The organism is Burkholderia sp. BE12, assembly GCF_002959955.1.
Taxonomy (GTDB): Bacteria; Pseudomonadota; Gammaproteobacteria; order Burkholderiales; family Burkholderiaceae; genus Burkholderia.
The window spans coordinates 1-23,187 of sequence record NZ_PREY01000051.1 but is presented as its reverse complement, the minus strand read 5'-3'; the positions used below and the strand labels follow the sequence as shown (position 1 = coordinate 23,187).

At 65.1% G+C, this 23,187-nt stretch carries 22 protein-coding genes; 9 read left to right on the top strand and 13 right to left on the bottom strand.

The genetic code is table 11. The features are described from left to right. Positions 1-5 precede the first annotated feature (5 nt). Positions 6-1,067 carry a ParB/RepB/Spo0J family partition protein gene (locus tag C4B30_RS33360; RefSeq protein WP_105133582.1) on the top strand — a complete coding sequence of 354 codons (1,062 nt, stop codon included), beginning with the start codon at positions 6-8 and terminating at the stop codon, positions 1,065-1,067. Between the two features lie 92 nt (positions 1,068-1,159). On the opposite strand, the gene C4B30_RS33355 is transcribed toward C4B30_RS33360, so the two are convergent. Further along, positions 1,160-2,527, bottom strand: a complete 1,368-nt coding sequence (locus tag C4B30_RS33355; protein ID WP_027781803.1) for a replication initiation protein — start codon at positions 2,525-2,527, stop codon at positions 1,160-1,162. 1,823 nt (positions 2,528-4,350) lie between these two features. On the opposite strand from C4B30_RS33355, the gene C4B30_RS33345 reads away from it, so the two are divergent. Next, on the top strand, positions 4,351-5,532 hold the full coding sequence (locus C4B30_RS33345) for a DNA-binding protein (protein WP_089500858.1): 1,182 nt from the start codon (positions 4,351-4,353) through the stop codon (positions 5,530-5,532). A 136-nt stretch (positions 5,533-5,668) separates the two neighbouring features. Here the strand turns inward: C4B30_RS33345 and C4B30_RS33340 are convergent, their stop codons facing one another. The 3 genes from C4B30_RS33340 to C4B30_RS33330 all read right to left on the bottom strand — a co-directional run bounded on the left by C4B30_RS33340 (position 5,669) and on the right by C4B30_RS33330 (position 7,920). After that, positions 5,669-6,688 carry a tyrosine-type recombinase/integrase gene (locus C4B30_RS33340; RefSeq protein WP_089500859.1) on the bottom strand — a complete coding sequence of 340 codons (1,020 nt, stop codon included), beginning with the start codon at positions 6,686-6,688 and terminating at the stop codon, positions 5,669-5,671. A 102-nt stretch (positions 6,689-6,790) separates the two neighbouring features. Then, positions 6,791-7,168, bottom strand: coding sequence for a DUF2471 family protein (locus tag C4B30_RS33335; protein WP_089500860.1), 378 nt, complete (start codon positions 7,166-7,168; stop codon positions 6,791-6,793). A gap of 140 nt (positions 7,169-7,308) precedes the next feature. Then, on the bottom strand, positions 7,309-7,920 hold the full coding sequence (locus tag C4B30_RS33330) for a helix-turn-helix domain-containing protein (protein WP_034205807.1): 612 nt from the start codon (positions 7,918-7,920) through the stop codon (positions 7,309-7,311). Positions 7,921-8,078: 158 nt separating this feature from the next. On the opposite strand from C4B30_RS33330, the gene C4B30_RS33325 reads away from it, so the two are divergent. The 4 genes from C4B30_RS33325 (at position 8,079) to C4B30_RS33305 (ending at position 12,023) form a co-directional block, all read left to right on the top strand. Next, the gene (locus C4B30_RS33325) at positions 8,079-9,278 is read left to right on the top strand and encodes a glycine C-acetyltransferase (protein WP_089500861.1); all 1,200 of its coding nucleotides are present in this window, start codon (positions 8,079-8,081) and stop codon (positions 9,276-9,278) included. A 13-nt stretch (positions 9,279-9,291) separates the two neighbouring features. Next, positions 9,292-10,320, top strand: a complete 1,029-nt coding sequence (gene tdh / locus C4B30_RS33320; RefSeq protein ID WP_006480187.1) for an L-threonine 3-dehydrogenase — start codon at positions 9,292-9,294, stop codon at positions 10,318-10,320. A gap of 553 nt (positions 10,321-10,873) precedes the next feature. Further along, the gene (locus C4B30_RS33310; protein WP_089500862.1) at positions 10,874-11,479 is read left to right on the top strand and encodes a TetR/AcrR family transcriptional regulator; all 606 of its coding nucleotides are present in this window, start codon (positions 10,874-10,876) and stop codon (positions 11,477-11,479) included. A gap of 64 nt (positions 11,480-11,543) precedes the next feature. After that, complete coding sequence (locus C4B30_RS33305) at positions 11,544-12,023, top strand: nuclear transport factor 2 family protein (protein WP_027781811.1); 480 nt, start codon at positions 11,544-11,546, stop codon at positions 12,021-12,023. A gap of 477 nt (positions 12,024-12,500) precedes the next feature. On the opposite strand, the gene C4B30_RS33290 is transcribed toward C4B30_RS33305, so the two are convergent. Further along, complete coding sequence (locus tag C4B30_RS33290; protein WP_089500864.1) at positions 12,501-13,586, bottom strand: tartrate dehydrogenase; 1,086 nt, start codon at positions 13,584-13,586, stop codon at positions 12,501-12,503. A gap of 115 nt (positions 13,587-13,701) precedes the next feature. Here C4B30_RS33290 and C4B30_RS33285 point away from each other — a divergent pair, with 115 nt between their 5' ends. Further along, positions 13,702-14,625 carry a LysR substrate-binding domain-containing protein gene (locus C4B30_RS33285; protein ID WP_105133580.1) on the top strand — a complete coding sequence of 308 codons (924 nt, stop codon included), beginning with the start codon at positions 13,702-13,704 and terminating at the stop codon, positions 14,623-14,625. 66 nt (positions 14,626-14,691) lie between these two features. Here C4B30_RS33285 and argC read toward each other — a convergent pair whose 3' ends face one another. Then, complete coding sequence (argC, locus tag C4B30_RS33280; RefSeq protein WP_105133579.1) at positions 14,692-15,633, bottom strand: N-acetyl-gamma-glutamyl-phosphate reductase; 942 nt, start codon at positions 15,631-15,633, stop codon at positions 14,692-14,694. A 121-nt stretch (positions 15,634-15,754) separates the two neighbouring features. On the opposite strand from argC, the gene C4B30_RS33275 reads away from it, so the two are divergent. Continuing rightward, positions 15,755-16,639 carry a LysR family transcriptional regulator gene (locus tag C4B30_RS33275; RefSeq protein WP_027781815.1) on the top strand — a complete coding sequence of 295 codons (885 nt, stop codon included), beginning with the start codon at positions 15,755-15,757 and terminating at the stop codon, positions 16,637-16,639. A gap of 41 nt (positions 16,640-16,680) precedes the next feature. On the opposite strand, the gene C4B30_RS33270 is transcribed toward C4B30_RS33275, so the two are convergent. From C4B30_RS33270 to C4B30_RS33255, 4 genes are all read right to left on the bottom strand, one after another. After that, the gene (locus C4B30_RS33270) at positions 16,681-17,145 is read right to left on the bottom strand and encodes a hypothetical protein (protein WP_105133578.1); all 465 of its coding nucleotides are present in this window, start codon (positions 17,143-17,145) and stop codon (positions 16,681-16,683) included. Positions 17,146-17,205: 60 nt separating this feature from the next. Beyond that, positions 17,206-18,423, bottom strand: a complete 1,218-nt coding sequence (locus tag C4B30_RS33265) for a patatin-like phospholipase family protein (protein WP_027781817.1) — start codon at positions 18,421-18,423, stop codon at positions 17,206-17,208. Positions 18,424-18,549: 126 nt separating this feature from the next. Continuing rightward, entirely contained in the window at positions 18,550-19,335 is a 786-nt protein-coding gene (locus C4B30_RS33260) for a 3-hydroxybutyrate dehydrogenase (RefSeq protein ID WP_027781818.1), read from the bottom strand. 52 nt (positions 19,336-19,387) lie between these two features. Then, the gene (locus C4B30_RS33255; RefSeq protein WP_027781819.1) at positions 19,388-20,128 is read right to left on the bottom strand and encodes an acetoacetate decarboxylase; all 741 of its coding nucleotides are present in this window, start codon (positions 20,126-20,128) and stop codon (positions 19,388-19,390) included. Between the two features lie 433 nt (positions 20,129-20,561). Here C4B30_RS33255 and C4B30_RS33245 point away from each other — a divergent pair, with 433 nt between their 5' ends. Then, positions 20,562-21,143 carry an undecaprenyl-diphosphatase gene (locus C4B30_RS33245; RefSeq protein WP_105133576.1) on the top strand — a complete coding sequence of 194 codons (582 nt, stop codon included), beginning with the start codon at positions 20,562-20,564 and terminating at the stop codon, positions 21,141-21,143. 24 nt (positions 21,144-21,167) lie between these two features. Here the strand turns inward: C4B30_RS33245 and C4B30_RS33240 are convergent, their stop codons facing one another. The 3 genes from C4B30_RS33240 to C4B30_RS33230 all read right to left on the bottom strand — a co-directional run bounded on the left by C4B30_RS33240 (position 21,168) and on the right by C4B30_RS33230 (position 23,108). Beyond that, positions 21,168-21,401 (bottom strand): hypothetical protein, encoded by a 234-nt coding sequence (locus C4B30_RS33240; protein WP_027781821.1) that lies wholly within the window; start codon positions 21,399-21,401, stop codon positions 21,168-21,170. A gap of 137 nt (positions 21,402-21,538) precedes the next feature. Next, positions 21,539-22,360 (bottom strand): siderophore-interacting protein, encoded by an 822-nt coding sequence (locus tag C4B30_RS33235; protein ID WP_105133575.1) that lies wholly within the window; start codon positions 22,358-22,360, stop codon positions 21,539-21,541. Positions 22,361-22,397: 37 nt separating this feature from the next. Next, the gene (locus C4B30_RS33230) at positions 22,398-23,108 is read right to left on the bottom strand and encodes a PadR family transcriptional regulator (protein WP_105133586.1); all 711 of its coding nucleotides are present in this window, start codon (positions 23,106-23,108) and stop codon (positions 22,398-22,400) included. Positions 23,109-23,187: the final 79 nt, after the last annotated feature.

Below are 23,187 nucleotides of genomic sequence, written 5' to 3'. Positions count from 1 at the left end.
GTCACATGAAACCTTCCCAATTTGCCAAAGGATTCCAAGCGCGCCCGGATATCACGACGAGCGAGAAGCGCACGGCGCTTGATCGGCTCAATGCGATCGACGGCATCGTCAAGTCCGAGACGCCGGCGCCGGCGTCGACCAAATCCGCGAAGAAAGACATCGCACCGCCGCCTGCTCCGGAATTTACGATCGATCCGTCGATCGACGAATCGCAGCAATATCGCGCGTGGCGTCTCGAGAATCGCTATGCGCCGGGGCAGGTGATCGAGCTGCCGCTGAAGGCGATCAAGCACAGCCCGTTCAACCCGCGGCACTTCTATCTGAAATCGTCGATTGCCGAACTCGCGGTCAACCTCGCGAAGCAGGGGCAGCAGCAGGCGATCCACGTGATTCCGGATTACGACAACCCGGGCACGTATTTCGTCAGCGACGGTGGCCGTCGCGTGCGGGCGCTGAAGGAAGCGAACAAGGAGTCGGTCAAGGCAATCGTGATCGACGTGCCGATCGGCATCCAGAGCTACAAGCTCGGTTACGATCTCAACGTTCAGCGCGATTCGCAGACGGTGTTCGACAACGCCGTCGTGTGGCGCCGCTTCCTCGACGACAAGCATTTCCAGAGCCAGAAAGAACTCTCCGAGCATCTCGGTCTCGACGAGTCGACGGTGGCCGTCGCACTGTCGATCGGCAAGTTGCCGGAAGCGATCATGCAGGAAATGGTCGCGCGCCCCGATCGCTTCGGATCGAACATGGCGTATCAGGTCGGCCGCTATCACAATGCGCGCGGCACCGAGGCGACGCTGCGGCTGATCAACAAGATCGTGTCGGACGATCTCAGCACGCGCCAGGTGTCGGACATCGTCAAGGGCCGCGTCGCGGCACAGGAGACGCCGAAGGCCGCGGGCCGTCAGCGCTATGCGCAGCGTCTCGAGATCAAGCTCGGCGGCAAGTCGGTCGGCGACCTGAAGTCGTATGGCGAAGACCGCATCGAGCTACGCCTGCGTGGCCTTCCGAAGGACAAGCGTGACGCCATCCTCGAGCAACTCGAGCGGATGCTGTTGTCGGAGTGAGGGAAGCGGCCGGCAGGGCCTGGTGACGACGCCGGTCCCGCCCGACCAGGGCCGGGGACCGGCGGCGGCCCGTCAGCGGGCCTGAGCGGGCCTCAAGCGGCCCGCGACTGGTTCAGCGTGAACGAGAGCAGATCGCCGTCCGTCGGCTCGCCCCAGGTCTTCTGGGCCAGCCAGTCGAAAAAGGCCGTCTCGGCGAGCTTGGAATCGAGGCCGCGCTTGCGCCAGTCGTCGCGCAGATGCGAGCCCATCGTCGGCAATGCCTCCGACTCGAACGACTCGCGCGCCACTTCGCGCTCCGCGTCGCCCTGCTCTTCGTACAGCACCTTCGCTTCCTTGCGGCGGAACGCCGAGAACTCGCTCAGCAAGCGGGCCTTCAAATCGTCCGGCTGCGCAGCCGCGACCTTCGCGGACGGCATGCCGGCCGGCAGCGCGTCGACCGACTCGACCGGCGGCGCATACCCCTTCTTCAGCGCATCCTTGAACAGTGCCGGCGCGCTGCGCACCGGCGGCAGCGTCGTGCTACGCATCCGCTGCTCGGTCATCTGCAGTGCGGCGCGAATCCGGTTTTCCTCGCTGTCCGCATAGAGCGTCTGCGCTTCCTTCAGCGGGATCCCGAGCTTCACCATCCGGTCGACCAGCGTGCTGTCGAACACGTTCGGGTGTTCGTCGAGCGCGAGCATCGGTTGCTTGCGCTCGGTCACGCGGAACTGGATCTCGGCAACCCGACGTCCTTCGCGGTGCTCGATCAGCTCGACGAAGATGTTGGTGACCGCGTTGACTTCCGCGATCGCGGGCCGCAGGTAGTCGCGCTTGAAGTACTTGTACTCGCGCTTCGCTTCGTCGCCGGCTTCCGTGTCGGGCGTGCCCGACAGGATCGGCCGCCACCACTCCCACGGCTCGCGCATCGTCAGGTGGCTCGGATTCGTCAGGTAGCGCACGCAGATCTCGTACAGCGCGAGACCGGCGCTGCTGCGCAGCTGGCTCTGGAACTGCAGGCTCAGGCGCGCATACTGGACCGGGTCGAGCAGTTTCTTCTTGATCTTCGGTGCGAACGAGAATTCGACCCACACGCGGCGGGTGTTCGGATCCTCGAGAATTTCCGCATCGGCGATCAGCGTGGAGATCCCCCACTTGCGGCCCGGTTTCTGGCTCGAGGTCCCCGTGCTCCATTCGACCTGCACCGACACCATGCGGCGCAGGTGTTCCTTCACCAACGCGGTGTCGTTCGAATCGAAAGCGGAGTTGGCGACGATGTCCGACAGCAGCGCGCGATACGTGTCGCCCGAGTCGTCGGCCTGCTGCGCGACGGCCAGCAGGACATTGAACAGCTTGCGAGTGAGGAGCGTGATCTTGCCGCTCTTCGGCTGAATGGCGATCGCCTCGACGGCCTTTCGCAATTCGGCTGAACTGGCACTCACCACATCCACATCGGTTTTCTTGGCGCGCTTCGTCGTGGCCATACGTCAGGTCGGAGGAGAAGTTTCCGGAAGGATAGCGCCTGCGGTGATGTGCGTCCAGAACGACATGCTCACCATAGCCGGTGAAGCGCGCCGGCAAAACGGCACTCACCCGAACCGCTTCCCGAAAACGCTCACCGGTCCGCCGGTGCGGCGTTCGGGACTCTTCCAGACGTGCCGCGGCATGCGCCGATTCACAGAATTTCACCTGTGCACGACACGTGCGAAATTGGCTCCCGTATCGGCTCACCTTTCAATTTGTCGTAATTTTGCGACTTCGCAGCCGTGAGTTCGACACAGGCTCGCGATTGCACCTCACTGTCCCTCCGCGAGTATCATCCATCGGCCTGTATGCATGTACAGGCACGGCTCGCCCGACGATCGGTTCGGCTTCGACACGTGGAAAACCGCCGTCGAAATCGGCGCGCGCGGCCCGATCAGCGCGTGCTTGGCCAGCCCGGGCGCGCATTGTACAGCGCCCGAATCGCGTCCGTTCCCGAAAATGCTCACCTCAGGCACAGCATGTTGATTCGTCCGGATGCCGACGAAGGCCCGACACGACGCGGGACTGGCTGCCAGCAATTCCCGAAAACGCTCACCTTGCCGAAAAAATGCGGCACAGCAGCGGGCACGGAAACGGCTCCCGAAAAACCTCACCGTAACCGCCGCGGTATCAAAAATCCCAATCTCTTCCGATACTTATGCACAGAAGGCATTTGGCTGTGCATCGCGGCGATCCCCCGAAAAGCCTCACCTTTCGAGCCAAATCCTTCATACGACAACCGTATGTCGGCCCCCGAAAATTCTCACCTGTGCCAAAAGGTGGCACAGCAAAAACGAGATTTCTTCCAGTCCTGGCGGGCTTTTCGGCGAATTCGACCAGTCGCAGGTCCCGAAAAACCTCACCTTTGACCATTTTTTAGGCAAATATAGATCCCGAAAAGCCTCACCTGTGAGCGAGGTCACCGCCTGTGATCCATGCCCCGAAAAAGCTCACCTTAGAGGGATCGGGGCAGGAAAAGCCGGATTTCCCTCCCGAAAAGCCTCACCTTTGGGGCATCACAGGCCCCGCCGAGCACTTTTGCTGTGCAAAATGGCCTTCGCCTCCCGGAAATCCTCACAGCAAATTCGCGTGGAGTCCCGTGAAACCTCACCTTTCGCCAAATATGCCCAAAAGATGGGCAGAATCGGGGCACGAAGCAGGTCCCGCAGATTCTCACCTATGTCTGCACAAGCAGAAAACTGTGCAGCTAGGCACTGCGCGGGTTCCGTGGCTGTGCGGCCCCGAAAACCCTCACCTGTGGGAAAGCTCGTGTTTTATTGTGATCCCGAATCCGCTCACGACCCTTCCTGCAACGGCTCACGCAGCTCCCTGAACCCCATCACGTAAGCTCCCGCAGAAGATCACCTTGGCTCCCGTAAAACTTCACCTTGTCGGCCGGAAAGCCTTGCACCATAAGGCTGTGCCGTGGCGTTAACGTTTTTAACTAAGGGTTCAAGGGTGTTTACTTCTAATACTCTCAAGACATCGGGCTGACGAGTTTTCCACAGACACCGAACCCCTGAACAACCACAGGCAACCGGATTCGTCGTCATGTGAAACAAATGCCCAAAATCGAGGCTCGCCGGAAATCGCTTGTAGTACAAGGACTTGGCTGGCTTTCTTCGCTTTGTTTCACGAAATTCCAGGCTACCTTCAACAGGATCGGCGCACAGAGCCGATTTCTGTGCGAAACGACGTAAATTCACAACGGACCCTCGAAACAAGTATCAGGAAATACGTATTTCGTTATGATTGCCACACTTCATTGTCTGTGAGTGTTGCCATGACCCTGGACGAAATGCGTCAAGTCATTCGGGACGAACTGGAATCGCTGCGCGCAAGCGGTGCACGACGCCAGGAATTGTCGCTGCATGCGTGCAAACGCTTGTTCTTCGATCTCGGTATCCGGCCGTCGGCCGCCAACGTCCGCGATCTCACCCAGACCGGTAGCGCCAGCGACATCCCGAAAGACATCGACCATTTCTGGGAACGCATTCGTTCCGCCTCCAAAATCAGGCTCGACGGCGCGGCGATCCCGAAAGCCGTCGAGGAAAAGGCCGGCGCGTTGCTCGGTGCACTCTATGAAGAGGCATTGAAAGCCGCGCGCGACAGCCTTGATGGGGATCGGGAACAGGTTCGCGCCGACATGGCTGCCGCCGAGCAACGGTTACGCGACGCAACCGTCCGCCAGGAAACGCTGGAGGGCGCGCTCGCGCGCGGTGAAGCGAGAAACGAGCAATTGCAGGCGCGGGTGACCGAACTCGAGGTTCAGCTCGCGTCGCAGACCACCCACGGTTCGGCAAGCGAAGCCACATTGCTCACCACAGTCGCCCGACTGGAAAAGGAACTGGCCGCGGCTGCCGGCCGGATCGATGCCGAACAGGCACAGAACGCCGCGCTGCGCGACCGCATCGACGCGCTGCAAGCCGAATTGCAGCAGCGCACCGAGCATTACGCGCAGCAAATCAAGGATGCGGTGGCCGAAGCCGAACGCCGCGTCAAGCCGATGCTGGTCGAACTGGACTCGTTGCGCAGCATGGCGTCGACCTACCAGAGCGGGTTGCGCGACGTTCAGCGCAAGGAGTTCGATTTCCTGCAGCAATTGAGTTCGGCCAAGGCGCGCGCCGACCGGCTCGAAGAACAGTTGCGCACCCAGAGCGATGAATTGGAGCGCGCAACGCGCGACATGAGTTCGTTGCGCGCGAACCGCGGAATGAATCCGGAAATCGCCGCGCTGCTGCGGCGTCTGGCCGACGCCGGACAACTGGATGCGGACGCGTATGCCGCGATCGGCGCCTCGCTGGATGACGAGATTCCGGCGCCGGCCCAGTGCCCCCATTGCGATGGCGAACCCGAACTGTCACATGGCGACGACGGTTTTGAAGTCACGTGCCCCGAGTGCGAGCACGCGTCGGGCGCATGGCCGTCCCGCTTCGAAGCCGTCGCGCGTTTTGCGCATACCTGACCCGGCGGTCGGGGGCGCCGCACAGGTGAGAGAATCCGGGAAGCTTGAGGTGAGGTTTTTCAGGAGCCGTGAAACGGTGAGGCTGCGCCACGCAAGGCCACTCACGGATCGCTTCGCGTGAGCAGCCATTTCCCGATCAGTGAGTTTCGTTGCGGTCGGACGCGTCACCGTTGCTGTCGGCCAGCCCGTCGCGCCAGTTTTTCCAGGCGCGATGCAGGCGATTCGACGAGATCGGCCGCATGAAGCCCAGCCATTTGCCGACGCGCTCGGGCGGCACGTCGTGCTCGAACAATTCGGCCGCGTAGGTATTGCGCAATGTTTGCGGGCTTGCACGTGCGGTGCGTGACGACGTGAGCCCGGCCGACTCGACGATCGCGTCGATCGCGCGCAGCATCGTCGCCTTGTGCATCGGCCGTCCGGCGTGCGATGCGGGGAAGACGAGTTCTCCCGGAATCTCCTGGCGTTTGCGTTCGGTGAGCCAGGCTTCGAGCAATGCGATCGCGAACGAGGCCAGATGGGTTTCGCGTGCGTAATCCGGATGCGTCGACTCGATCCGCAGCGACGTGCCGCTTGTATTGATGCAACTAATCGTAAGTGCGCGCGCTTCGCCGGTTTTAATGCCGGCGCCGAGAAACACGGCGACGAGCGCGCGGTCGCGACGCTCCTTCCAGTACGCGGAACCCGATACGCCGATCGGCGAAAACAGATACGCGAGCAACGCCGCGCGTTCCGCCGGCGTGAGGAAACCGGTCGGTTCGTTGTCGCGCGCCTTGCGCCAGTTCGCTTCGCCATCCTGAGCAATGAAACGGGCCGGATTGGTCGACGCATACTCGGTGCGGCGGACATGATCGAGCACACGTTCGATCAGCCGAAGATAGCGCATCCGCTGTGTTTTCTTGATCGGCAACTCGCCGACGAAGTTCGCGATGGTCGGCGTATCGACCGTCGCCAGGTTCTTTTGATGCGCTCGCATCCACGCGAGAAACGCGCCCCATTGTGCGCGATAGACATCGGCCGACGAGCGGCGATAGTCCTGCATCGCCAGCCACGCGTCGAACGCGGCTTCGGGCGAGACGACCCAGTCGGACGCGTCGCGGTCGAACAGATCCTTTTCTTCCGGCGGGGCGGTGGTGTCGGGAGAGGCGGGAAGGGACATGATATTAATTCCGTTAGTTGCGTATATGGTAGCCCTTTCCGCAACGTATCGGGCAGCAAGCGTATAAACCGGTCGCGGTGCGCCGCGGCCGGGGCTGGGCCGTCAGTCGCCCCACGCCTTGGACTGGCGATGAGCGCGCTCGGGACGCGCGGTATCGTGCGTCGTTGCCGCGGCTTCGTACGCGAGGACGGCGAATGAAAAGACCGCGGGCAACGCATTCGAGCGCCCGAAGTCGATCGGATCGTCCGTTTCGGGAAACGCCATGTCCGACGGCCGTTCGAACAATTGACGCATGCCGGCGTCGTGCCGGCTGGCAAAGCCGAGATCGGCGAGCGCTTCGGCTTCGATCGCGTGCAGCAGGCGCCACGTCAGCGGCACGCGCTGGCGGATGTAGCGCCCGGCGATATGGCGAACGATCAATTCGAGGTCGTGCGCGGCAGCCTTGAAGCTGAGCGCGGCCAAATCTTGTTCTTCTGTCATTGCAGGCTCCTGTCGACCGGGGCGGGCGCCTCGGTGCGCCGGCTCCGGCCCATGCATGGCGGAATGTCCGTATACTGTACAAACATACAGTACTTTCCGCAACTGGCCTGCGATGTCCTTTTGGCCGACTATCCGCGCCGTCAGCGGTGTATCACGATCAACAAGGCCCGCGCTTCGGTTTTGCCGGGATTGCGGATCGCATGCGGCTCGTCGGCCGGGTAGCGCGCGGTGTCGCCCGCTTTCAGGCGCCGGCTGGCCGCGGCGGCTTCGATTTCCATCGCGCCCTGCAGCACGGTGAGGTGCTCGCGCGTGCCGGGCTCGTGCGCGTTCGATACCAGTGCGCCGCCGCCCGGCAGCGTCAGCTCGTACCACTCGAACTTGCCGGCGAGGTCGATCGGGCCCCATACGCGCAGCTGGTACCGGCCGTCGTGGCCGGCGAGCGTCGGAATGTCGTGCGGGCCGTCCACGCGGATCGTCTCGGGCGCCTTCGGCTGCGAGAACAGTTCGTCGAGCGTGATGCCGAGCGCGTTCGTCAGGCGCCACGCGACGGCGATCGTCGGGTTGGCCTTGTCGCGTTCGATCTCGGAGAGCATCGATTTCGATACGCCGGCAGCGCGCGACAGGTCGTCGAGCGTCAGCTTGCGTTCGTTGCGCAGGCGCTGGATTTGCTCGCCCACGCGCGGTGGGGTCGCGGCCGGCGGCTGCGGGGCGGCGTCGGCACGCGTGCGCCGCGATCCGGAGGAACTTGCCATTTGGATTCCGTTCGCTTAGAGTTGTTCGGTATTTCGAATTCTAGTTCGGAATATTGGATAAATGCGGTCAACCGAACGACCGACTATAACAGTAGCAGGCCGTTGCGCCGCCACGAGCCGTGCGCCGCGGAATGCGAATCCCTGTCAGGAGCTTTGCGATGCGTGATGCCTTTCTCGCCCAGGTGCGCGGGACGCTCGACCAGATCCGCGCGGACGGTTTTTACAAGACCGAGCGCGAGATCGCGAGTCCCCAGGCGGCAGCCGTGCGGCTCGCCGGCGGTGCCGGCGTGCTCAATTTCTGCGCGAACAACTATCTGGGTCTGGCGAACGATCCGCGCCTGATCGACGCGGCGAAGGCCGGTCTCGACCAGGATGGCTTCGGCATGGCATCGGTGCGCTTCATCTGCGGCACGCAAACCGTCCACAAGCAACTGGAAAGCGCGCTGGCCGCGTTTCTCGGCACCGAGGACAGCATCCTCTATTCGAGCTGCTTCGACGCGAACGGCGGGCTGTTCGAGACGCTGCTCGACGAGAACGACGCGGTGATCAGCGACGAGCTCAATCACGCGAGCATCATCGACGGCATTCGCCTGTGCAAGGCGAAGCGTTTGCGCTACAAGAACAACGATCTTTCCGATCTCGAGGCGAAGCTCAAGGAAGCCGACGCCGCCGGCGCGCGCCACAAGCTGATCGCGACCGACGGCGTGTTCTCGATGGACGGCATCATCGCCGACCTCAAAGGCATCTGCGATCTCGCCGATCGCTACGGCGCGCTCGTGATGGTCGACGATTCGCATGCGGTCGGCTTCATCGGCACGCACGGCCGCGGCACGCCCGAGCACTGCGGCGTCGAAGGCCGCATCGACATCATCACGGGCACGCTCGGCAAGGCGCTCGGCGGCGCCTCGGGCGGCTATGTCGCCGCGCGTCGCGAGGTGATCGAGCTGCTGCGCCAGCGCTCGCGTCCGTATCTGTTCTCGAACACGCTTACGCCGAGCATCGCCGCGGCATCGCTGAAGGTGCTGGAACTGCTCGGCAGCGACGAGGGCGCGAAGCTGCGCGAGCGCGTGCGCGAGAACGGCGCGCGGTTCCGCAAACAGATGACCGAAGCCGGCTTCACGCTCGTGCCCGGCGCGCATCCGATCATCCCGGTGATGCTCGGCGACGCGCAGCTCGCGACGAACATGGCCGACAAGCTGCTCGGCGAAGGCGTCTACGTGATCGGCTTCTCGTTCCCCGTCGTGCCGCGCGGCCGGGCGCGCATCCGCACGCAGATGAGCGCCGCGCATACGCCCGAACAGATCGACCAGACGGTTGCCGCGTTCGTGCGCGTCGGCAAGTCGCTCGGCATCATCTGACGGAGGCGCGACCATGAAGGCACTGGCAAAGCTCGAACGTGGCCCCGGCCTCACGCTCACGCGCGTGAAGCGCCCCGAAGTCGGCCACAACGACGTGCTGATCAAGATCCGCCGCACGGCGATCTGCGGCACTGACATCCATATCTGGAAGTGGGACGACTGGGCGCAGAAGACGATTCCGGTGCCGATGCACGTCGGTCACGAATACGTCGGCGAGATCGTCGAGATGGGGCAGGAAGTGCGCGGTTTCGCGATCGGCGATCGCGTGTCCGGCGAAGGCCACATCACCTGCGGTTTCTGCCGCAACTGTCGCGCCGGGCGCAGGCATCTGTGCCGCAACACGGTGGGCGTCGGCGTGAACCGCGAAGGCGCGTTCGCCGAATACCTGGCGATTCCGGCGTTCAACGCGTTCAAGATTCCGCCGGAGATCTCCGACGATCTCGCGTCGATCTTCGATCCGTTCGGCAACGCGACGCATACGGCGCTGTCGTTCAATCTCGTCGGCGAAGACGTGCTGATCACCGGCGCGGGCCCGATCGGCATCATGGCCGTCGCGATCGCGAAGCACGTCGGCGCACGCAACGTCGTGATCACCGACATCAACGACTATCGGCTGGAGCTCGCGCGCAAGATGGGTGCGACGCGTGCGGTCAACGTCGCGCGCGAGTCGCTGCGCGACGTGATGGCCGATCTGCACATGACCGAAGGCTTCGACGTCGGTCTCGAGATGTCCGGCGTGCCGAGCGCGTTCACGAGCCTGCTCGAGGCGATGAACCACGGCGGCAAGGTTGCGCTGCTCGGCATCCCGCCCGCGCAGACGGCGATCGACTGGAACCAGGTGATCTTCAAGGGGCTCGAGATCAAGGGCATCTACGGCCGCGAAATGTTCGAGACCTGGTACAAGATGGTCGCGATGCTGCAGAGCGGCCTCGACCTGTCGCCGATCATCACGCATCGCTTCGCAGCCGACGACTACGAGCAAGGCTTCGCCGCGATGCTGTCCGGCGAAAGCGGCAAGGTGATTCTCGACTGGACGGTCTGAGCCGAGTGTCGAGACGGGGCAGCGCGGCGCATTCGCCGCCTGCCCCGCATTCGTTTGCACGCGCGCCGTCGAACCTCGGAAGTGCGATTCAACGCTTGAGGTGAGATTATTCGGGAGCCGTGTTTGCGCGCCGAATCGCCACGCGATCCCACGTCGGTGACCTGCAGTTGCATGTTCGCTTCACCTGTCGGCGGACGCGTCGTTTCTTTCCATCGCGCCATTCGGTGCTTGTTTCTCCTTTTCCACGTACCTCCCCGCTTCGCTTGGCGTGCGAGCGCTCGCACGCCGCCGTGTGCGATATCGTGCCGAGCCGGAACATCGACCGTGAGCCGCACGCAACGTCGCGACTCACTGATGCACGATGCGATCGACATCGATCGGCCTTGATCGGTGCGCAGACCACTACATGATCCATTCACCCTTCGATCCGCGCGGGTCGAGCTGAAGGTTCCACACAACGCGTCGACGCACCGGGCACGATTCGGCCCTCCCACCGGCAGGGCCTTCTCATCAGGGTATTGACGACGGAGAACGATCGTTCTACCGTAAACCCATGAACACCCCTCTCGACTCCTCCGGCGAACCCGCCGTTCGCGACCGGCTGCTCGATGCGGCCGAAGCGCTGATCTATTCGGGCGGCATCCATGCGACCGGTGTCGATGCGATCGTCAAGCGATCCGGTGCGGCACGAAAGAGCTTTTATTCGCATTTCGAATCGAAAGAGGCGCTGGTGGTCGCCGCGCTCGAACGTCGCGACGAGCGCTGGATGCGCTGGTTCGTCGACGCCACGCTGGCGCGCGGCAAGGCGCCACGCGCGCAATTGCTCGGCATGTTCGACGTGCTGCGAGACTGGTTCGCGCAGCCCGACTTTCACGGCTGCGCGTTCCTGAATGCGTCGGGCGAGTTACCCGACGCCGACGATCCCGTGCGCGTCGTCGCCCGCATGCACAAGGCGCGCCTGCTGGCGTTCGTGCGCGAGCGCTTCGACGCCCATGCCGACGAAACCGGCATCGAGCGCCGCGGGCTCGCGCGCATCGCGCGTCAGTGGCTCGTGTTGATCGACGGCGCGATCGGCGTGGCGCTCGTCAGTGGCGATGCAAACGCCGCGCGCGATGCGCGCGCGACGGCCGAACTGCTGCTCGATACCGTATCGCGGTAGCCGACGCAGCGAATCCGAACCGGCTGCGTGCATTCGCGGCCAGAACCCTGAACAGGAGCACCCCATGTCCGCTTCCCCCGAAGTTCGTCCGCCCGTTCCGCCTTTCACGCTCGAAACGGCGCGCCAGAAGGTGCGCGCCGCCGAGGACGCGTGGAACACGCGCGACCCGCAACGCGTGTCGCTCGCCTATACGCCGCAAAGCCGCTGGCGCAATCGCGCGGAGTTCGTGACGGGCCGCGACGAGATCGTCGGGCTGCTGCAGCGCAAGTGGACGCGCGAACTCGACTACCGGCTGATCAAGGAGCTGTGGGCGTTCGGCGGCAACCGCATCGCGGTGCGTTTTGCGTACGAGTGGCATGACGATGCGGGCAACTGGTTCCGTTCGTACGGCAACGAGAACTGGGAGTTCGATGAAAACGGCCTGATGGCGCATCGTCACGCGAGCATCAACGATCTGCCGATTCGCGAGGCGGACCGTCTTTATCACTGGCCGCTCGGCCGTCGTCCGGACGACCATCCGGGGCTGTCCGATCTCGGGCTGTGATGCGCGCACGCGTTCAACGGACCGGCAAACGTATCACCAGAGATCAATGGTGAGGAAATTCGGGAGTCGTCCGCTGAAGGTGAGATTTTTCGGGATGAGGTGAAATGGCGCGTCGAGCTGTGTTTCGAACAGATCGACGCGTTGTTGCGCCCCGCGAAGCGGCGTATGTCTCGACATGCAGCGGTGTGCTTCACCGCGTGATGCATCTCGCCGATCTCGCCAATCGCATCGAGGCAATCGTGCGTCGACGATCGGTGTGCGCGGGCATGACGTGCAACTCACCGATCGGATGGATTTCGACTTTCAACGAAAGACGGCGCAAGCCGTGCGCGTTGCGATGTGTCGCTACTCACTGCTCGGCTTCACCGCCGACGCATCGGCCGCGTGTGCACGAGTGCGCAACCGCGGCGCGTGCCGCTCACCGCAGACGCATTCATGAGCGCAGCCCGGCGCGAGCGCCGGGCACGACCGCGACCCTCAACCCGCAATCCGCGCGGCGATCGCCTCGCCCATTTCCTGCGTGCCTGCTTGGCCGCCGAGATCGCGCGTACGCGGTCCCGTGCGCAGCACGTCCTCGATCGCGGCGACGATCGCATCGTGCGCGTCGCGTTCGCGGCCCGTGCCGTTGCCGAGGAAGTCGAGCATCATCGCGGCCGACCAGATCATCGCGATCGGATTCGCGATGTATTGCCCCGCGATGTCGGGCGCCGAACCGTGCACGGGTTCGAACAGCGACGGGAACGTGCGGTCCGGGTTCAGGTTCGCCGACGGCGCGATGCCGATCGTGCCCGTACAGGCCGGCCCGAGATCCGACAGGATGTCGCCGAACAGGTTCGACGCGACGACGACGTCGAAGCGGTCCGGCTGCAGGACGAAACGCGCGCACAGGATGTCGATGTGCTGCTTGTCGACCGCGATCTCGGGATAGCGTTCGGCCATCTCGGCCGCGCGCGCATCCCACCACGGCATGCTGATCGCGATGCCGTTGCTTTTCGTCGCGACGGTGACGCGTTTCGCGCGCCGCTGCGCGAGCTCGAACGCGAATTTCAGTACGCGCTCGGTACCGTGCCGCGTGAAGATCGACTGCTGCATCACGACTTCGCGCTCGGTGCCTTCGAACATCGTGCCGCCAACCGACGAATATTCGCCCTCGGTGTTCTCGCGCACGATCATGAAATCGATGTCGCCCGCGCGGCGGCCGGCGAGCGGCGACGGTACGCCGTCGAACAGGCGCGCGGGCCGCAGGTTGATGTACTGGTCGAATTCGCGGCGAAATTTCAGCAGCGAGCCCCACAGCGAAATGTGATCGGGCACCGTTGCCGGCCAGCCGACCGCGCCGAACAGGATCGCGTCCATGCCCGACAGCTGCGCTTTCCAGTCGTCCGGCATCATCGTGCCGTGCTGCGCGTAGTAGTCGCAGCTCGCCCAGTCGATCTCGACGAAGTCGAAGCGCACGCCGAAGCGCGCGGTCACGGCCTCGAGTACGCGCAGGCCCTCGGGCATCACTTCGCGGCCGATGCCGTCGCCGGGGATCACGGCAATCCTGTAAGTCCTGTCGGTCATGCAAATCTCCTTGGCTGATTGGCCGGCTGCCGGGGAGGCAGCGGCCCGTCACGTCATTCTATTTATTTCCATCTGGATTAAAATCGCGCAAAAGTTAATCGACTTTCCACGAATCGTGAATAAATCACCGAACCTCGACGACCTGCGCGTGTTCAGCCTGGTCGTTCGCCTCGCGAGCTTCAGCGCGGCCGCCGAGCAACTCGCGGTGTCGCCTGCGTATGTCAGCAAGCGCGTCGCGATGCTCGAGGCGCAGCTCGGCACGCGCCTGCTGCATCGCTCGACACGCCGCATGACGGTCACCGACGCCGGCGAGCGCGTGTTCGCGCGCGCCGAAAAGATTCTCGACGACGTCGATCATCTCGTCGAGGACGTGTCGACCACGCGCACGGTGCCGCGCGGCACGCTGCGCATGTCGAGCAGCTTCGGCTTCGGCCGGCACGTCGTCGCGCCGGCGCTGCTCGACTTCAGCGCGCGCTATCCGCAACTGAACGTGCGGCTCGATCTGTTCGACCGGCTCGTCGATGTTGCCGGCGAAGGCTACGACCTCGACGTGCGCATCGGCGACGAGATCGCCGATCACCTGATCGCGCGCCGTCTTGCCACGAACCATCGCGTGCTGTGCGCATCGCCCGACTATCTCGCCCGCCGCGGGACGCCGCGCTCGCTCGCGGATCTCAGCTCGCACGACTGTCTCGCGATCAAGGAGCGCGATCATCCGTTCGGCGTATGGCGGCTGAACGTGCGCGGCGAAACGGCCACGGTGAAGGTGGGCGGCGCGCTGTCGACGAACCATGGCGAGGTGGCCGTGCAATGGGCGCTGGCCGGGCGCGGCATCGTGCTGCGCTCGATCTGGGAGGCCGGGCCGCTGATCGAGGCCGGCGCATTGTGCCGCGTGCTGCCGGACGCGATCCAGCCCGCGAACATCTGGGCCGTGTATCCGGAACGCGTCGCGGCGTCGGCGAAGGTACGCGTGTGCGTGGATTTTCTGGTCGAGACGCTGGCCGGCCTGAACGCCGCCGCGGGTGACGATACGGCCTGAAACCGGCTAAAGGTGAGCTTTTACGGGGGGCGTGCGCAGGCACCCTCGACGATGCCTGCGGGAGCGTCACGCCGCGTCTGGCGCACCGAGCATCAAGTCGAGATTCTGCACGGCGGCGCCGGATGCCCCTTTGCCGAGATTGTCGAACACGGCGGACAGCAGCACCTGCTCGGCGTCTGCGTTGACGAACACGCCGAGGCGCAGATCATTGGTGCCGTTCAACGCTTGCGGATCAAGATGCGTCGCCGCGCGTGCGTCCGCGAGCGGCATCACGTCGACGTGACGCGCATCCGCATAGTGATGCGCGAGACAGGCATGCAACCGCTCGCCCGTCACCCCGGCCGGAAGCAGGCGCAGCTCGATCGGGATGGTGAGCACGATGCCTTGCCGATACGCACCGTAGGCCGGCACGAAGAACGGGCGGTGCGCGAGCCCCGCATGCTGCCGGATCTCGGGCACGTGCTTGTGCTCGAGCGCGAGGCCGTAGACCTGCAGCGGCAACGCGCGTGCGGCGGCGTCGCCCGATTCGAATGCGTCGACGGCGGCCCGCCCGCCGCCCGAGTAACCGGACACCGCATGGATGCTCACCGGGTAGTCGCGCGGCAGCAGCCCGGCCCGCAGCAGCGGGCGAAGCAGGCCGATCGCGCCCGTCGGGTAGCAGCCCGGATTGCTCACGCGCGTCGCCTGCGCGATGTGTCGCGCATGTCCGTCGGCCATCTCGGGAAAGCCGTAGACCCATTCCGGCTGCGTGCGATGGGCTGAACTGGCGTCGATCACGCGTACCGCCGGGTTCCGGATGAAGCCGACCGCTTCGCGCGCGGCCGCGTCGGGCAGGCACAGGATGGCGATATCGCACGCGTTGAGTGCTTCTGCGCGCCGCGCAGGGTCCTTGCGTTCGGCGGCGGCAAGCGTGAGCAGCCGCACGTCGGTGCGGTCGCGCAGACGCGCGTGAATCTGCAACCCGGTCGTGCCCTGGTCGCCGTCGATGAAGACAGTGGGGAAGCTCATGATGGTCGTGTTCGTCGCGTTCGGTCGTCGGGGGAAGCCGTATCGTCCACCGAACGCCTAGAATAGGAAAAGTTGAATTTGCTGACCGTCCGGTTCAGCTTTCCTGAACGAGAGGTGTGCGATGCGCGAGATCAGTCTGGACCGCCTGCGTACGCTGGTCGCGATCGCGGACCAGGGATCCTTCGTGGCGGCGGCGCAATGGCTTCATCTCGCGCCGCCGACCGTCAGTCTGCATGTCGCCGAGCTGGAAAGCCGCGTCGGCGCGCCGCTGCTGTCCCGCACCCGCGGCAACGTGCGCCCTTCCGTGATCGGCGAAGTGCTGGTGGAGCGGGCGCGGCGTCTGCTGGCGGAAGTCGAATCCACGCTGGACGACGTGCAGCGACAGGTGCAGGGGTTGACCGGGCGCGTACGCCTCGGCGCATCGACCGGTGCGATCGCGCATCTGTTGCCGCAGGCGGTGGCCGGATTGCGCGCACAGCATCCGGATATCGATGTGCAGATCGCGGTGCTCACGTCGCACGACACGCTGTCGCGCATTGCGCAAGGCACGCTCGACGTCGGGTTGGTCGCGCTGCCGCAAGCGCCGGTCGCGGGGCTGTCGATCCGCCCGTGGCGCCGCGATCCGGTGATGGCTTTCCTGCCCGCGGACTGGCCGCTTCCGGCCCGGGTGACGCCGGCGTATCTGGCCGCGCGACCGCTGATTCTCAACGATGCGACGACGCGTCTGTCGCGGCTCACGACCGAATGGTTCGCGCTCGGCGGCCACCGGCCCGAGCCGCGGATCGCGCTCAACTACAACGATGCGATCAAGAGCCTGGTCGCCGCAGGTTACGGCGCGACGCTGCTGCCGCACGAGGCGGGCGCCCCGTTGCCGGATGCGCGCATCGTCATGCGGCCGCTACGCCCGGCGTTGTGGCGCGAACTGGGGATTGCCCATCGGGCGGGCCCGGTCGAACGGGCGACGCAGCACGTGCTCGATGCGCTGCGGGCGCTCGGCGCGCGATAGCGGGCCGTCGCGCGGCTGGGCCGTGCGGCCCGAACGCGCGTTCAGAGCCGGTTGTCCTTGGCCAGCATGAGCACGCGCGCCCAGCGCTGCGCATCGCGCTTGTCCATCATCGGCAGCTTCCATTCGCCGCGCACGGCGTCGCGCACGCGCACGACGAGATGCCAGCGGCCGTCGATCGGCGCGGCCTCGCAACCGTCGAGCTGCGACAGCGTATAGCGGCCGTCCGCGCCGTCATGCGACAGCCACAGCAACCCTTGCGTCGCGGACACGCGCAACTCGCCCCATGCGCGATGCACGATATGCGTCCAGCCGGGTTCCTTCGTGTTCGGTGCGATGTCGCGACGGCGTTTGAGCCACCACGCGATCAGTGCGATCAGGAGCGCGGCGGCCAGCACGGCGGCCGCGATCGCGACCGGCTGGCCGAACTGCGCGGCGATGACGTGAAACAGCTGAACGGCGCCCCATCCCAGGGCGATGAGCGCGAATAGCGCAATGAAAATCGGCATGTCGAAGCGGAAAGGAGGACGAGCCGGCGCATGCAGCGCACCGGCCCGTTGCACACGCCATTACCGGCGGCGGTGAATGTCGTGCGTGACGAAGCCCGCGTCGTTGACGGGCAGCGCGAGGCCGTCCTTCACCGCGAGCGTCTTGCGGATGTCGTCGAGGCCCGCGGACCAGTGGTCGCGCATCGTCGACAGACCGAACTGATAGTCCTTGTAGTGATGCTCGTACGCTTTCTGCTGGTAGATCAGGTGCTGGATGTTGTACTTCTTCCCGCTCGACATCGCGTCGGCCTCGACGCACCACGGGTCGTTCTTGCGCTGCTCTTCCGGCACCTGCTCGAGCACGTGGCGCAGCACGTTGCGGTAGCGCTGTTCGCGCTGCAGCGTATCGGTGACGAAACGCGTGCGGCTCGAATACTGCACGTCCTTCGTGCGCTCGGCGACGTCGGCCATCGTGCGCGGCAGCGGCCCGCGCGCGCTCCACAGATCGACCTGGAATGCGAGCGTGTCGCGGCGCGGCCGGGCGCGGAGCACTTCCATCAGCGGCGTGTTCGACACGACGCCGCCGTCCCAGTAATACTCGCCGTCGATCTCGACGGGCGGGAACGCGGGCGGCAACGCACCGGACGCCATGAAATGCTCGGGCGCGAGACGGATGCGCGAATTGTCGAAGTACACGAAGTTGCCGGTGCCGACGTTGACCGCGCCGACCGACACGCGCGTCTCGCCCGAATTGATCCGGTCGAAATCGCACAGTTTCAGCAGCGTCGTGCGCAGCGCCGACGTGTCGTACCAGCTGATTTTTTCCGGATGGTCGGACACGCCGGGCAGCGGCGGCGGAAAGCGCGGCACGAAGAAGCCCTGCTGGCCCTGCATCATCGCGCTGGCGGCCTGCGACGCGGTGAAGAACGTGCGGATCTGATCGATGCTGTTGAACAGCGCGAATTCGAACGCGGCCGGAATCGTCGGAAAGAACGCCGGCTGGCAGATCGTTTCCCAGAATTCACGCAGGCGCTCGACGCGATGCTCGGGCGCATTGCCGGCGATCAGCGCGGTATTGAGCGCGCCGATCGAGATGCCCGCGATCCAGTCGAGCGGAATGCCTGCTTCATGCAGCCCTTCGAATACGCCGGCCTGATACGCGCCGAGCGCGCCGCCGCCTTGCAGGACGAGCGCGACCGTTTCGTACGGCAGCGACCGCGCAGCAGCCGGCGCGCCGGCTTCGTGTTGCAGGTCCGCCGCATCGACGGCCTGCTTTTCTGTACGCGCGTGCGGTTTCATCAGTTGCTCCGAGAAATCCCGCCGTGGACGGCGGTGATGGATGGCGTGGCGTCGATCGACGACGGCACGCCATCGCAAGAGTGGAGGCGGCGCGGAAAATCGTCTGCCGTCGGGGAAGCGCAGGTGTTACTGCATGAACCAGCCGTGGCTGACGATGAACGACTGGCCCGTGAGCGCGGCGCTCGGGAATGCCGACAGGAACAGCACCGTCTGCGCGACGTCCTGCACCGTCGTGAACACGCCGTCGACCGTGTTGCCGAGCATCACCTTCTTGATCACTTCCTCTTCGCTGATGCCGAGCTCCTTCGCCTGCTCCGGAATCTGCTTGTCGACCAGCGGCGTGCGCACGAAGCCCGGACACACCACGTGCGAGCGCACGTTGTGCTTCGCGCCTTCCTTCGCCAGCACGCGCGCCAGGCCCAGCAGCCCGTGCTTGGCCGTCACGTACGCCGACTTCAGCGGCGACGCTTCGTGCGAATGCACCGAGCCCATGTAGATCACGACGCCGCCGCGATCGTCCTTGTACATGTGCTTGAGCGCGGCCTTCGTCGTCAGGAACGCGCCGTCCACGTGGATCGCCTGCATCTTCTTCCAGTCGGAGAACGAATAGTTCTCGATCGGGTTGACGATCTGGATACCGGCGTTCGACACGAGGATGTCGACCGAGCCGAACGCTTCGGCCACCTTGTCGATGCCGCTGTTCACGGCTTCCTCGCTGGTCACGTCCATCGCGACGCCGATCGCCTTGCCGCCTGCCTTGTTGATCTCGTCGGCGACCGCGTTCGCGCCGTCCTGGTTCAGGTCGGCGATCGCGACGGCCGCGCCTGCCTTGGCCAGCTCCAGCGCGATTTCCTTGCCGATGCCGCTCGCGGCGCCCGTGACGACTGCGGTCTTGCCATTCAGGTTGCTCATGTTCGAATTCCCGTGGTGAAAGGATTGACAGGGAGAAAGGACTGCGGACGTGTTACTGGGCCAGGTAATCGTAGACGACTTCGCCGAGACCCAGCGTCAAATCCGCGACGAGGTGGCGCGCTTCGACGATCTCGAGCACGGGCAGATCAGCCACCGGCGCGAGCGCGTGCGGCGCCAGCTCGAGCGATGCGGGGCCCGTCCACGCGCCCTTCATCTTGATGTCCTGCATGTAATAGCGCACCAGTTCGCAGACGCGCGCGGTGCCGTCGACGTGCGGGATGATCTTCAGCAGGAAATTGGGGCCGGCGAGCCGCTTCATCTGCTCGTCGATGTCGAGTTCCTTGTGCTTGTAGCCCATCGTGCCGGTCGCGACGCGCACCTTGCCGTAGTCGAGCGTGCCGAGAATGTGGTCGGTGTTCACGTGCAGCGTGGGCGACGCGAGCTTCTTCGGGAAGCCCCACAGTTCGCGACCGCCGGCGATCGGCGGGTGATCGTCGAGGTACATCGCCAGCGTATAGCCGCCCGGCTGGCCGTTGTATTCGACGGGGATCACCTGGCCGCTTTCGGTGTAATCGCCGAAGCCGGTCGAATCGGCCATGCGGATGAATTCGTAATGCACGAGCGGCTCGGTGACCTGCAGCGGCTCGGGGACAATTTCACGCAGGCGGTCCGGATCGGTGCGGTACGTGATGATCAGAAACTCACGATCGACGAAACGGTACGGGCCCATCGGGAACGCAGGGCTGGTCAACGGCATCGCAAACGCTTTCGATCGGACATCGCTGGGTTTCATGCGGACTCCTTGTTGTTGATCGCTTCGTGGATGAGTGGTCGTAATCGTATGCCTGTGCGTTGCCGTTGTGCGATGCCGCATCTGGAATTAATTGTTGCCGATTTCGAGTAATTCGACGCGTAAATATTGAGATGAACGATGCAAACGGCCTGGTCGGCACCCCGGCAGGGCGATGGTGGCACGTGTCGATGACGCCATCATGTGAAAAAGGTGAGTCTTTACGGGAGGTGTGGTGAGCTTTTACGGGGACGTTGGCGCGGTAATATGACAATTGTGTGAACTTGTGTTGCAGTGCGGGCTCTAAGTGCGTTCGCCGCGCGGCCTTGTCCGGGCGGCTGCCGCATTAAGCCTCGCTTAAGCGGCCACGCCCTAGCATTCGTTCGCATCCGGCCGGGCAACCGGCCGATCTTTTACGCTCCACGCAACCGGATTCATGCAGAACCTCAATCTCGCCCTCTTTTCCGCCATCAACGCCGGGGGTGCACCGCACCCGGGCGTCGCCCGCCTGGCGATCTTCGCCGCCGACTGGCTCGTCTATGCGCTGCCCGTGATGCTGCTGCTGACCTGGATCTTCGGCGCGCGCCCCGCGCGGCGCCAGGCGATCGAAGCCGGCGTGGGCGTCTGCGTGGCGCTCGTGCTCGCGCAGGTGTTCGGACATGTGTGGTTCTCGCCGCGCCCGTTCATGGCCGGCGTCGGCACGCAGCTGATTCCGCACGCGCCGGACAGCTCGTTTCCGAGCGATCACATGACGTTCGCGTGGAGCATGGCGGTCGGCTTGCTGCTCGGCGGCACCACGCGGGTCACTGGTTTCGTGGTGGCCGCGATGGCCGTCGCGATCGCATGGGGGCGCGTCTATGCGGGCGTGCACTGGCCGTTCGACATGGCGGGCGGCGTGCTGGTCGGCACGGTCGGCGCGCTGGCCGCGCACCTGTACGGGCAACGCGTGACCGCGCTGCTCGACCGGCTCGGCGATTCGGTGCATGCGGCCGTGATGGGACGCCGGCAGGCGCCGTAAGCGGAAGCAAGCGGCAGGACGCCGTCAGCCGGACGAGCCGGGTGTGCGGGCCGATTCGGCCGAGGCGGACGGGCCGCCGCCCGCATCGTGCAGTTCGGGCGTGTCGGCCGGATGCCGTGCGGCATCGCGGTCGAGGGCGCTTTCCTTCAGGATCGCGCACATCGCGACGAACAGCGCGAGGACGACCGCGGCGAGGCCGCAATAACCGGCGATCTTCAGGTGGCGAAGGAAAGGCGAAGCGTGGCTTTCTTTTGTCATGACCGGGCGCTCCTGGGCGGGCTGCGGCGGCTGTCCCCGACAGCGGCGCCGCAGACGTACATATATACCAGCCGCGATGCCGATGCCAAGCCCGCCGCTGCGCCGGCGCCACGATTGTTTCAGCCGCCCATCCCCGGTCAGTCTTCCAGCGTTTCGTGCACGGCCGCCGCGCCGCGCTTCCAGTAGGCCGCCGCGCGGATGCGCGACTTGTCGACGCCGCGTTCACCGGTCAGGTGCTGGCGCACCGCGCGCATCGACAGCGCTTCGCCGGCCGCCCATACGTAGCCGTCGCCGGACGACGGCAGCGGCAGATCGCGGACGGCATTGAGCAGCGCGTCGCCGTTCGCCGCGTCGGCTTCGGCGCGGAAGCGCCAGATTTCATGCACGTCGGCGCGCGTATCGAACGAGATCTGCGCGGTGCGATCCGCGACTTCCAGCACGACCGCCACGCGCGCGCCGGCCGGCAATTCCTCGAGACGCCGCGCGACGGCCGGCAGCGCCGTATCGTCGCCAATCAGCAGATGCCAGTCAAAACCGGTCGGGACGACGAACGAACCGCGCGGGCCGCCGATGCCGAGCCATTGGCCGACACGTGCCTGCGCGGCCCACTGCGAGGCCGGGCCCGGATGGTTCAACACGAATTCCAGATCGAGTTCGCAGGCGGCGCGGTCGAAGCGGCGCGGCGTGAAGTCGCGCGCGACCAGCTTCGGTTCGCCTTCCGGAAACTCGGGGCCGTTCGCGCCGAGCGTCGGCAGCGCGGGCCGCTCCGCACCCGGCGGCGGGAAAAAGACCTTCACGTGATCGTCGAACGACGCGGATTCGAAATCGGCGAGATCGGGGCCGCCGAGCGTGACGCGCAGCAGGTGCGGTGTCACGGTGTGCACGCGCAGGACCTGCAGCAGGCGGAACTTGAGGGTGTGGCGCACGCGGGTCACGGTGCGCTCGGACGTGTTCTGCATCAATCCGTTCTCCTTAGTGGTGACGGGGCGGCGTGGGTCACGCGCCGGTGCCGCCTTCGATTTCGGCCGTCGCCCGGCGCATGATGGCCGCGATGCGGCGCTGTTCGTCGGCATCGGCGGCGCTCTTGTGCAGCAGCGCACGCTTGAGCGCGAGACGCGCCTCGACGAATTCCGGCAGCCAGCCGGCCTGCGATTCGTCCTGTGCTTCGTTGCCGGCCGATTCACCGGCGAATGCGCGGCGCATGAATTCCATCTTGCGGGCGAGGTGCGTGAGGCGTGCGAACAGCGTGTCGACGCGTTCGCGCTGCGCGTCGAGATGCGCGCGGCCTGCGTCGGTCAGCGCATAGCGCTTGCGGTTGCCTTCCGGCTGCGACGCGACGAAGCCGCCTTCTTCGAGATACGTGAGCGCCGGATACACCATGCCGGGGCTCGGGCTGTAAAAACCGTTCGAGCGCGTGTCGAGCGCCTTGATCAGTTCGTAGCCGTGGCTCGGTTGTTCGGCCACCAGCGCGAGCAGCAGCAGTTGGAGATCGTCGGAGCTGAACTGGCGGCCGCGCGGCATGCCGTCGTCGCCGAAATCGCCAAAGCCGCGCCCGCCACGGCCGCCGAACGGGCCGCCACCGCCGAACGGATCGTGGCCGCGACGGTGGCGACCGATCGCGTACCAGAGCCCGGCGAACCAGTCGGGGCGGGCATGCGCACCATGACCGTCACATCGGGCATGGCCGCGGGAGGGGTTGTGTCGCATGATCGTGTCCTTGGATATGTCGGAAAACATATCTAAAGATATATATCGAAAGATAGAACGTCAAGGGGAATTATTGGGG